Consider the following 12,698-nt stretch of genomic DNA (forward strand, 5'->3'; position numbering starts at 1 on the left):
GGCTTCCCCCATTTTTTTAACTAACGCATTAGCGCACAACTCGCCAAGGGTTATTTGCTGACCACCAAAATCCAATCTTGAGTGGTTTCTGTCGGTGGATTGCCAAGTGCACGGGTACCGCTACCGGCCAAACTGGTGCCTTGGGTGGTAACGCCGGTGCGCGGGTTAAACCACAGTACCGAGTAGCTACCCGCATTGGGTAGAGTTATGTTGGTAGTGCCGCCGGTGCGCAGAAAGACCACATAGCTATTGCCACCTGCCGACAAAACCCAATCACTGTCGGTACTGGTAGCATTGTTATCACGCTGAAGATTTTGCAAATTAATACCTAAGTCTTTTTGCAAAATATTGTTGAAGAAATTTACGAGATAACCTGTCTGCTGCCAGTGCTGGTCAAACTCGCGCAAATTTTCTACCGCCAAGTCATAGGCGTGACCGGCACCGTTATTTTTTAAATACCACTCAAAACCGCCGCCGCCGGCCATTACGCCCGCGTACATCCAATAAATGCGCTGACGACTGGTAACGGGGGTATTAGGGGTTGGGGCATCGCCACCTGAGGCTTCAGTAAAAGTGACGTACCAGGGGTTGCCGGCAGCGGCGGATCTATCCAACCACTGAATGGTTGTAGCATAAACACCATTAGCCGCACTGGCTGCTTCAGGAATTCCACCAAACTGCATGGTGATGCCATCCAAGGTGCTGTGGCCCAACATACCAGCATACCTAAGTTCGTGCTCGCCCGGAAAGGTGTGCAAGGCTATAGGATGACCATAGGGATCGAGCTGCTTGAAGAAATCCGCAAAAGATTTTTCTTGTGCTGTGGTGTTGGTATTTTCTTCACCTAGATTCCACTGCAGCGCGGGGTGATGGGCAAAACGCGAAATTAATTCGCGGTAATAGAGCTTGCGCTCCAGCCCTAGGTTGCCGCCATTTAGCAGCTGATCATTCTCGGTTTCCTGCGTCATGGCGTGAATCATTATGCCCTTGGCGGACATATGCTCAAGCACTCGCTCCCACTGGTCGAGCTTACTCACATCAAAGGATTTTACGCTGCCATTGGCATTGTAACTGGCCCAGGGGTGCGCATCGCAGCCATCGCCATTTACCGTGTTCATCATGATGTAGATTGCATTGACGCCATGGGAGGCGATGTAATTCACCAGGCCAATTAAACTTTTACCATCGCCATTTTTCCAGCTGGGATCACCGTTGTTCCAATCGGCTTCATGGGTAGCAAAATCATGCAATATGCCCTTGCAGGAACCGCCGGTGTATTTGGTGGTGTTGTCAAAATCGGAATAGCCAAAAATATTTTCTGGGCTGTCCATACCGCCTTCAATAAACACGCTGTTATCGCCCGCAAAACGCAGGTAGCGCTCACCTGCCCTATGCTGCAACAAACCGCGACTGCGCATGTCGGGCGCCACGGCGGTGGAATTACCCACGGCAAAACTGCCCGACAAACCATTTAAGGGACTCTGCGCACTGCTCTCAGTTTCACTGCTGCTTACGGCAATATTAGTGCCCTTGCGAAAAGAAACAGCGTAAGCCCAGGTGCCCGTTGTAGGCGGCGAAAAATAGGCGCGCCATTTATCGCCAGAGGTGGCGCCGCTATCGGCGGCATTGCCGTCTGCCGCAAAGTGCCCCGGCACCTTAATGCGGGTGGAACCCTGAGTGAAAGTCACATCAAAGCGCAAGTCGGTAAAGCTGGCGGCGCTGGCTTCGTTAGCGGCATAACCGCTGCACAGCAGTTCAACTCTATGCCACTGTTTTAAATTTCCGCTCACTAGGCACTGATTATTGGTTGCGGGCTGTGAGGATGCACTTGAAGAAATTGCAACCACTGATGCACTAGAAGCGGCGCGACTTGAAGCGGCCAAACTTGACGCGCCGGGCGATAAGAGCGAACAGGCCGTTGTACCGCACATACAAATGCTGTTGGGCGCCTGACTATTTTTACAATCATTGGCGCTATTGCCCCACTGCAATTTGCACTGCGCGGTGCTATTGCACTCATCCACCAACTGTACTTGGCTGGAGCTAACGGCAATAGAAGAAGCAGCCAGACTGAGTGCCGCAGAGGAGACCGGCAGACTCACGCTTGATGACTTGCTCGATGCCGAGCTTTTACTCACCGGCAGTGTTGTCGCGCAGGCACTGGTGCCGCACATGCAAACACTAGTGAGCGACTTGCTGTTTTTACAGTCATTGGCAGTATCGCCCCACAGAGTTTTGCATTCATTTGTGTTATTACATTCATCAATTGCATAGGCATTAAAGGATGCACACAGGGAGACCAACATGAAATACAGCAATAACAATTTGTTTTTATGTAGCATTAATTTGACCATAGGTATTACTCACTTTTTATAGTTTCTAGGGTATTACAGCCGTTGATTATTTGAAGCAGATGCCTTTATTCAAGCCTTATCGCATACGCACATAAGGCTCCAGCGCAGCCTAGCAGAGGTTATTTTTCTCGAGATGTAGGTGTTCACAGTTTTTTGTTAACAAAAGCAACTAATTGGCAGTTTGGTCCAGCAGGTTTGGGAAATGAGACATGGCGATAGAAACGAGCATTTAACTGCCACTAAAAAAACGCTGACTTCTACCCTTAAAAAACCAAAAAGGTTACAAATTTACCCGCCTTTGAGTTAAAGATTCCCTAATAACTATTCGATATTTGAAACATCCAATAAAAAAATGTTAACGTTATCTTTAATAAGCGACGATACAGCTTGCCCCATTCCTTATAGGCGCAGCGGGTAAGCCCGCAGGAGCAAGAGTTTGATAATAAGAGCCCAAACCATGTCACTACAATAATGAGGATTAAATATGTCACGCATCACTAAACTTACCCGGCAATTTGGGCGCTTTACCCAAATCGCCAGCATCATGGCGGGTCTTAGCCTTGGAGCTCATAATGCCGCGGCCATTACCGGTAAATTCGTACCCAGCGACAATAGTATTTTGATGACTGTCGGCCAGGATGTAGACAGTATCAACAACTATGTAAACAGCAATGCTATTACCCCCGCGGGCGTTGCCAACTATGTGGGCATTACCAACCTCGATGGCTTGAATAGCAACGCCGATGCCGGTGCCGGGCGCAATAATATTCGCGAATTGGCCAACACCTACCCCAACAGTGCCTTAGTGGTGGGTGTTTCTATGAACGGCCAAGTGGATGCCGTGGCCGCGGGCAGCTACAACGCCAATATCGATACCCTTATTAACACCCTTGCCAGCTACAACCGCCCAGTATTTTTGCGCTGGGCTTATGAGGTGGACGGCCCCTGGAATGGTCACAGCCCTAGCGGAGTTATTCAATCCTTCCGCTATGTACACGACCGCATCGCCACTCTGGGTTTTAGTAATCGCATTGCGATGGTGTGGCAAACCATGTCCTACTGCCCGATTGATTCCGATATCAATCAATGGTATCCCGGCGATCAATACGTAGATTGGGTGGGCTTATCGTATTTCTCTCCGCAAGATTGTAACTGGCGCGAAGTGAATAAAACCGCCGACTTTGCCGTGGCGCACAATAAGCCGCTGATGATTAATGAATCTACCCCGCAGCGCTTTGCCATAGGTGAATTAAGCTACTCTGCCGATGGCGCACGCGGCACTGGGCGCGTGAACAAAACTGCCAATCAAATTTGGAACGAGTGGTTTATAAACTATTTTGCATTTATGAAACGCTACTCCAACAATTTAAAAGCCGCGACCTACATTAACGCCAACTGGAATGCGCAGTGGCGCTGGGCCTCGGGCAATGAAGGCTACTGGGGCGATAGCCGCGTAGAAGCCAACAGCACTATTAAAGCCAACTGGGCCGCCGAGCTGGCCAATGGCAGTCTTACCGGCACCCGTTTTAGCTATAAAACGGCAAGCAATTTGTTTGACCTCTTGGGTTATGGCAGCAGTGCCAGCTCAGCGGTTAATAGCTCAGTTGTTAAAAGCTCAATCGCGAATAGCTCAGCGGCTAAAAGCTCAACACCCGCGTCAAGCACTCCTGCATCCAGCGCAACTAGCACAGCTGCCAGCAATGATGTGTTTGGCATGACCAGCAGCGGCACGGTTTATCACCTAAACGGCGGCCAAACCGGCGGTTTTGTGTATCTCTGTGTTAACGGCGACTGTCGCAGCGCCAGCTTGGTGAACGGTCGCTACGAGCGCGCCTTTAGCCCAGTTGTCAGCAGCACCAGCTACAGTCTTGAATTTAAAATCCAAGACAATGCCACCGGTCAATGCCTGACTTCCGCATCGGTTAAACCCGGCCAAGCCGTTGCAGCTACGCCCTGTTACACAAGTACAGTTGTAGTCTCAAGTCAAGCGGTTACTTCCAGTCAAGCGACGCTTTCCAGCACAGCTTCAAGCAAAGCGGCGAGCTCCCTTACGCTCTCTAGCAAGGCAGCAAGCTCAATTGCCCCCTCTAGCCTAACCGCTAGTTCTAGCGGCACTGTCAGCAGCAAAGCGGCTACCTGCCAAAGTGATACCAACCCTTCTCATGTGGTATCGGGTCGTCGCGGTGAATTTACCCAAAGCTGGTGCGATACTGTCTGCGTGACCATGGTGGGCAATGACACTGGCTGTTTAAATAAAGATGGCATCTTCGTCAGCAACGCCAGTATTTGTAGCGACCCTGCCAATGCCAAAGAGGCTATGCTCGATATTGAATACAACTTGGGAATTGATATTGACGATGCCTTTGTGGCCGCCGCCGGTTATCAGGGCGCAGTGCCCTCACTTAACCCGCGCATGAAAACTGAAGATGTGCGCAAATATTTTATGGCGCTCTTAGGTCCACAACAAGGTTCAGACTTAACCAACGCCCTTAACACCAATGGCGACGGCTGGATTGATCGCAATGAAGCCAGTCAAGCCAAGGGCTCCGATCCCCGCCAAGTACTTACCACCGGCTTTGGCTGTGGTCTGTCTACCGACGACATAATGGCCTACCTAGGTCTTTATATGGGCGATGGCGCCATCGACAAATATGCGGGCGATTTGGATGCCTCAGTAAAAACCTCAATGCTGAAATTTACCCGCAGCTGGCAGCCAGGCGTAAGCGCACAAGCTTGCGAATATCGCGGTGGCTGTGGCACGGCGCAAAGCTCTGCTGCAATACAAAGCTCTTCAGCAGTGCAGAACTCTATGGCCAAAAGCTCTAGCAGTAAAAGCTCTGTCGTCCCCCTCAGCAGCGCCGCTGCCAGCAGCCTTGCCCCCAGCAATAATTGCCCAGCCAGCCATCCACTTTACTCAAATCAATGTCAGCGCTGTTTTGCCGATATCAACCAAGCTAAATCGGCTAGCTGCTACTAAATTGGCTAAGTTGTTAACACTTGTCACTTAACGTAAGCGTGTTGCTGCCCTTAAACCGCCCGATTGACAACTAATCGGGCAGTTTAAGCCACTTCACCTTCAGACCTCAAAACCACCAGTACTACTATGAAAATCAAAGACTTTTTAATGGCTTTTGGCATTGGCGCCATAAGCCTATTAGCCATGATGCAAATGCTGGGCACCTACCCCGGCAACTCAATTAATTACGAGCCACCTGAGGGTGCACCCGAGCAACAAGAGATAATTGTAGCGCCCTTAAGCGAACCCACCAGCAACAACAATTATCGCCCCCAAGACCAACCGAGTAACAACCAAACAATTCATACCAAAGCGCAAACCCAAACTACCAGCAGTGCAATGCAAGCAAAACCCAACAGCTTAAGCCAGGCAGAGCTAAGCCGCTTGCAGCAACAACTATTGGCAACAAAGGAAAATAAAATAATTCAGGATGATGCAGGTATCTACAGTGTCGACATATCTACACCAGAGAGCGCCGATAAAATTTCACTCTACTCCAGCGCACCCATTTATTACCCCAGCGCCAGCCAGTTAAATTTTGGTATAAACGGCTGTGTTCTCGGCGGTTACTATATTGAGCTGGGCAATTCTATTCGCCTCGAGCAGCGCGTTAACGCCACAAAGCAAAGCGATAATTCAACCGTGCAAAGCTTTAACTATCAGTGCGAATTTAATGCGCAAACCAACAGTTATTTTTTAGCGGATAAGTAGTTTGTAAGACTTTCAGTGAGTGGTTCAAATACTCGCTCGTAAATATCTTCCGCATCCAGTGGGTAGTAAACCCAGTTGACCTGATAGCGCGCACTGCCGCGCAAATAAAACAGGTGCAACATTTTAAAGTCGATCAGCTCCGCCATATTTTTCAAGGTGTCTGGGCAGTCCACCAAACCTTTTTCAGCAGGGCTCTGGGCCAACAGCTGCGCTAGGTTTTTATCGCTTAAGCGCAAGTCATTTAATACCTGCAGCATCAACATATCTAACAGGTCACCCTCCCCCATACTCCAATCGAGCCTGGGCGTTTCTTTAGCGGCTAGGGTCGCAAGCGAGAAGGCTTCATTGACATCCAGCCCAAGTGTATTTAGCTGAGTATAAATATCGCCCTCTGTCGCTAGCGGATTAAAGGTATTATTTCCGCGCTGCCGATAATAAGCCAATAACAGTTTTGCGCGCGCCTCCCTGTAGGCGCTGGGCATAGTGTTTTGCAAGCGCACAAAAGCACCGCGCGCCGTGGCGCTGCCCATAGCAATGTTCGACAAAATTAATTCTGCACCAAAGGCGTGGTGCGCGATGCGGCGTTTGGCCCCGCGTGTTAAGGGCTGCGGGCTCCAGAGTAAAAACCCAAAGCGCGGTGAATTTAATTCGCCGCGCATAAGTGCATTCATTTTTTCGGCATGCTTTCCGTCCAACGCTTCACCTTGTGGCCCTGGCGCAATGTTATCGCCAAATACACCAGGCCAATCTAAATTGGTGCCCCACACTGGGCGCGCATTGGCCGTGCCATGACACTCGGCGCAGCTAGGATCATTGCGGATTACCTGTGGCTTTTCGCCGTTAAAATCAAACACTGAAAACTCCCAGTGACCAGTGTCTTCATGTAATTGCGCCACATCTAAAAAATGATATTTAGGGTCATCAGGCTTGGTGCCAATATTCAATAAAAAATGACCATCAGCGCCAAATAAAATAATGCGTGGATAATTCAGATTGGACTGGCCCGTGGCGCGAGTGTGCTCCACCAGTGAAAAATTTGTGCGATATTCATCGGGGAAATAACCGAGCAGATCATCGAGGCGGGTAATATTTTTTTGCTGAATAAAACGCTTTAGCCCCGCAACCGTCATTTTCGGCTGATTCGCTAAAGGTGCTGGGTGCAACTGAGTTATAGGCACAAGTGTATCTAAAACCGAGCGCGGGCATAACGTTTGGTGCTGGGCAACCCCGCCGCTCGCCAGCAACTGTGCCTGCATTTGCGCGCGCTGACTGGGCGCTGCTTCCAGATTTTTTTCGCAGCCTGACATCCCACTTAAAATACACCCTAAGAGCACCAACTCTAAGGGTCTGTTCAACCTAAAAGTATGATTTTTTTTCATTATTTTTATCATGTTTGAGCCAGCCTCTTTTATTGATCTTTATTCACTTAACACAAGCTCCTTAGATCAATTGCACTCTCCCTCACAAAAACCATACAAGTTATTTGTAAAGCTTTTTAAACAGTGGTAACGTTAACAGCAATAACTAAAAATAACAATAATCCCTCAGGAAGAGCCATAAGAAAACTTCACCAGACATACAGCCAATTTATTAACTAATAACAACCTTTACAATAACGAGGAAAGACTTATGTCGCAACTTACCCCCACTAGGTTCCAGCTAAGTCGCTGGGTCGCACTAGCGACCCTAGCGACTGGCTTGGGACTTTTAGCGCCCAGCAGCTATGCCATTAGCGGAAAATTTGTGCCTAACGACAACAGTATTTTAATGACCGTCGGACAGGATATTGACAGCATTAATAATTACAAAAACGCCATTGGTCATGTGCCTGCAGGTGTAACCAACTATGTTGGTATTACCAACCTTGATGGATTGAATAACAACGCCGATGCCGGTGCAGGGCGCAATAATATTCGCGAATTGGCCAACACCTACCCCAACAGTGCCTTAGTGGTGGGTGTGTCTATGAACGGCCAGGTAGACGCCGTGGCCGCAGGCAGTTACAACGCCAATATCGACACCCTTATTAACACCCTTGCCAGCTACAATCGCCCAGTATTTTTGCGCTGGGCCTATGAGGTAGATGGCCCCTGGAACAACAATAGCCCGAGCGGCGTAATTCAATCCTTCCGCTATGTGCACGACCGCATCGCCACCTTAGGTTTTAGCGATCGCATTGCGATGGTGTGGCAAACCATGTCCTACTGCCCAGTTGATTCCAATATCGAGCAGTGGTATCCAGGTGACCAGTATGTAGATTGGGTTGGCCTGTCTTATTTCTCACCGCAAGATTGTAATTTCCGCGAAGTGAACAAGACGGCAAACTTTGCGGTTGCACACAATAAACCGCTGATGATTAATGAATCCACTCCGCAGCGTTTTGCGATTGGAGAATTGAGTTATTCCGCTGATGCAGCACGCGGCACCGGTCGGATAAATAAAACTGCCAACCAAATCTGGAATGAATGGTTTGTGGGCTATTTTGAATTTATGGATACCTATTCATCGCACTTAAAAGCGGTGACTTACATTGACGCCAACTGGAATGCGCAATCGCGCTGGGCGTCAGGCAATGAAGGTTATTGGGGCGATAGCCGAGTAGAGGCTAATGTAACAATCAAAACCAATTGGCTGAATGAATTGAATAATAATGCGCTAACAGGCGAAACATTTATCTACCAAACTTCCAGCGATTTGTTTAGCAAATTGGGTTTTGGTAGCACGCCATCTTCAACAGCAGCCAGCTCCACACCAAAAAGCTCCAGCGCACCCAGTTCCACGCCTGCAAGCTCTGCCGCAACAACCTCGGTAGCAGCAAGTTCAACTGGAGGCACTAGCACTAGCGGTGTGTTCGGTATGACCAACAGCGGTACTGTGTACCATTTAGATGGCGGCCAAACCGCAGGATTTGTGTACCTGTGTGTGAATGGCGATTGCCGTACAGCGACTAAAGTGGGTAATCGTTACGAGCGTTCTTTCGCACCGGTGACGACGGCCACAACCTATTCAATCGAATTTAAAATCCAAGACAATGCTATTGGCCAATGCCTAACATCTGCATCGGTTAAACCCGGCAATGCGGTCGCAAGCACCCCTTGTTATTCCGGCTCAGTTCCCGTAAGTTCGGCCGCGACCTCTTCAGCACCAGCTTCAATGCCAGCCTCATCTATTCCCGCCAGCTCAGCACCTGCACCGACTAGCTCCAGCAGTGCTAATACTGGTGGTGCAGGTGTATTTGGCTTGACCACCAGCGGACTACTGTACCATTTGGATGGTGGCCAAACCGGCGGTTTTGTGTATTTATGCTTGAATGACAATTGCCAAACGGCCACTAAAACCGATGGCCGCTATGAGCGCAATTTTGGTTCGGTCAGCGTTGCGACCAACTATAAGGTCGAGTTTAAAATTCAGGACAATGCCACCGGTCAATGCATCACCTCTGGCAACCTCAAACCCGGCAGTGCATTAAGCGAAACTGCCTGTTTCACTGGCAGCGTCAGTGCCAGCTCGGCTAGCGTTTCCTCACTTGCCCCCAGCTCCAGCAGTAAGTCATCCACACCGCTAAGTTCGAGCAGCATATCCTCAACCCCTTTGAGCTCCAGCAGCAAGTCATCAACACCGCTGAGTTCAAGCAGTAAATCATCAACACCCTTGAGTTCTAGCAGCCAATCTTCAGCCGTAGTGTTGCCAAGTTCCAGTAGCCAATCCTCATCCAGCTCAGCACCCGCCGCGAGCGGTGATTTCGGCTTGGTTTATGTGAGCAATACCAGCGGTATTATTCGCCATCGAGATAAACCCTTCACCGCTACTTTTGCCAACCTATGTTTTAACGGCGGCTGTTCAACTGCGACTTTACGCAATGGTTATTGGGAGCGAACTATCGAAGGTCTAACCTTGGGGGCCACTTACACTATAGGCACCCAAATTCAAGATAACACCGCCGGTCAGTGCGCCATTAACGCCACTGTCAGCTTCACCAAAGAAGGCGCCTTTGTCGCCAGCTCGTGCCTGCCGCCTGACCTTGAAGCGCCCAGCGTACCGGGTAATTTACAAGGTACACAAAAGAATGGCCGCGCCATTGCGTTGATCTGGTCTGCCGCTACCGATAACCGTGGTGTTGCCCGCTATGAATTGTTCCGCAACAACATACTGGTTGCATCGCCCACCGGCACCAACTACAACGATTCTGGTTTGACCGAAAACAGCAGCTACCAATATGCGCTTCGCGCCTGTGATGCAGCCAATAACTGCTCAGCAAAAAGCGCGGCAATTTCTGTGGCAACGGGCAATTTTACGCCCGATACCACAGCCCCTACCGTTCCGAGCAATTTCACCGGTAAAGGCAGCTCGATTAACGCAGTCTTGTTTAGTTGGAATGCATCGACCGATGCGGCAGGTTTGGTTGCACTCTATAACGTATTTAAAGACGACGTGAAAATTGGCAGCCCGACCACAACAACATTCACCGCTGGTGGTATGAAATCCGGTGAGCGTCACAACTACGCCGTACAAGCCTGTGATGATTCTGGCAATTGCTCAGCCAAAACAACCGCAATCAGTGTGGCAACTAACCCACCAGATTTTAGCAATCTGGATTTCACCACCAATTCCCACGAAGGCTATGTGCACTTTGGTGGCAATGAAGTTGGCCCAGCCCCCCGCGCTAATCGCCCAGACGCGCTAGCAACGCCCATCAATGGCGCCACTGCTAATCCGCGTGGTTTTGCATTTGATATCACCGGCAGCACATTAACCTGGCGCTGGGGCGCAAATAATGTTCCCGAAGGCACCGCGGGCAATGTTGGCTTCACCCGTACCGCGGGCGATTCTGGCCTTGAAATGCATTGCTCTGACGATGGCAACAAGACCTTTAAAATGGCCAAGTTGGTTAATTCGACCCTGACCATTCCATGTTCGTCAGCTAATTACACTTACTTCTTCCGTTACAAGCACCCACTGGCAATGAGCAGCTTGCCCGGTACCGATTGGATTCACACGGCACTCTTCACTATCGCCACACGGGTTAACGTCAATGCCTACACCCCCTTTACCGATGGTTCTGCCAACTGGATGCGCTGGCGTCACCCGATTGCGCACGACGGCTGTACCGCAGCGGTATCGGATGCCTGCCACAACAACAGCCTGTTGCGCGATTTGGATCGCTACACCATTTGGGTCGATGACTCGCCCAACAATGTACAGGTGCGCCACTCGGCCAGCGGCGGTATTTTGCGGATTGAAGCCGCGCGTCATCACGCCGGTAACACCAACGGCCAACAACAATTCACCTACAACATGGGTACTGGGTTTGGCAGTGAGTTCAGTTACGGTCAGGTCATTCAATTTGAGATCACCGCTGTAGCAGGCTCGCAGGTTTACAACGACTTCTCCTACTACACCGTCGGTTTAGGTTGGGGTAACTACGGAGATCCACGTTTGAACCCAGCGGGTCGTGCCGGAACCACCATGATTATCGCCGGCGCACCGGGTGCGGATATTTTCAATGAGCAGGAAGCTATCTTTACCCAACCCTTGGTCACTGTTCACTCGGAAGGCCTGATGAATGACTTCATTGTTGGTCACCACCTGTTCCACGGTATTGACCCCAAGGTTCGTCATGGTGCACACGACCAAGTAAAAATTGGTGAGCGCAGCTGTGGCGGATGTCACTTCCGCGATGGTCGCGGCTCAGAGGTGATTGACACACCACGCGGCAAACGCCTACCACCACCGGTATACGGCGTAAAATTGCTGGAGTGGATGGATGGGCGTGAAGCGGGTTTCCGTTGGGATGGCCAGGTAGCCACAGTTGAAGCTCAAATTCGCAACGCACTTTTAGAGGATCACGGTGTAAGAGCTGAAGATCTACCGCCGCGCGTGCTCGAAACACTCATTAACTACACCGAAGTGTTGACAGTACCCGCGCGTCGCCCAGCGGTATATGACAATCCTTCAGTTGCACGTGGTGATGTGGTGTTCAATGAAGTGGGTTGTGGTGGTTGCCACAAGCCAGAAGCCAGAACTCGCGCTGATGCACCCTCGCACCTGCGCAACATTAATATCCGCCCATACACGGATATGAAAATCTGGGACTTAGGCGCCGATCAACCTTACCGCACCCCTGCACTATGGGGTTTAAGCCACAACCTGACGCTACTGGAGTCGCGTAATCGCGCAGTTCTCTTCCTGCACGACGGTTCTGCCACCAGCGTCGAAGCTGCGATCGCTGCTCATGGCGGCGCGGGTCAAGCGTCGCGCAGCGCCTATAATGCACTGAGCTCTACAGATAAAAAAGCCGTCGTAGATTTTGTGAAATCGCTGTAAACCACGTGTAATTTCATAAAAATAGTTTAATGGCGCAAGGATCGCGCCACCCCTATCCTCAGTCTGTAATTTTTAGGCAATAGGGTTTTGACTGGTGAAGTTCGCTGCAACACCTGTGCTGTAGCGGATAACCTCTTGGCGATCCTTTGGGTCGTCTTTTTTCTCCCCCTTCCCCGCACCACCTCTTATTTATCAATTGAGCTGCACGATTTGGCATTGGATAATTTGCTCTGGATAACAATCGCGTTATGATGCCGCGCATACTCACCCCCTTTGATCCAATGGAAATATCT

At 50.1% G+C, this 12,698-nt stretch carries 5 protein-coding genes; 3 read left to right on the forward strand and 2 right to left on the reverse strand.

The genetic code is table 11. The features are described from left to right. Positions 1-50 precede the first annotated feature (50 nt). Positions 51-2,354, reverse strand: coding sequence for a DUF5060 domain-containing protein (locus AC0KUT_RS12335; RefSeq protein WP_488830285.1), 2,304 nt, complete (start codon positions 2,352-2,354; stop codon positions 51-53). Positions 2,355-2,838: 484 nt separating this feature from the next. Here AC0KUT_RS12335 and AC0KUT_RS12340 point away from each other — a divergent pair, with 484 nt between their 5' ends. Together AC0KUT_RS12340 and AC0KUT_RS12345 are read left to right on the forward strand one after the other, a co-directional pair. Then, entirely contained in the window at positions 2,839-5,331 is a 2,493-nt protein-coding gene (locus tag AC0KUT_RS12340) for a family 31 carbohydrate-binding protein (RefSeq protein ID WP_488830286.1), read from the forward strand. Positions 5,332-5,457: 126 nt separating this feature from the next. Continuing rightward, positions 5,458-6,081, forward strand: coding sequence for a hypothetical protein (locus AC0KUT_RS12345; protein ID WP_488830288.1), 624 nt, complete (start codon positions 5,458-5,460; stop codon positions 6,079-6,081). Here the strand turns inward: AC0KUT_RS12345 and AC0KUT_RS12350 are convergent. After that, a complete protein-coding gene (locus AC0KUT_RS12350; RefSeq protein WP_488830290.1) occupies positions 6,060-7,460 on the reverse strand; it encodes a hypothetical protein in 1,401 nt (466 codons plus the stop codon). The genes AC0KUT_RS12345 and AC0KUT_RS12350 overlap by 22 nt on opposite strands. A 250-nt stretch (positions 7,461-7,710) precedes the next feature. On the opposite strand from AC0KUT_RS12350, the gene AC0KUT_RS12355 reads away from it, so the two are divergent. Further along, positions 7,711-12,405, forward strand: coding sequence for a family 31 carbohydrate-binding protein (locus tag AC0KUT_RS12355; RefSeq protein WP_488830292.1), 4,695 nt, complete (start codon positions 7,711-7,713; stop codon positions 12,403-12,405). Positions 12,406-12,698: the final 293 nt, after the last annotated feature.

It is taken from the genome of Cellvibrio sp. 25HG11W-0 (assembly GCF_057815475.1).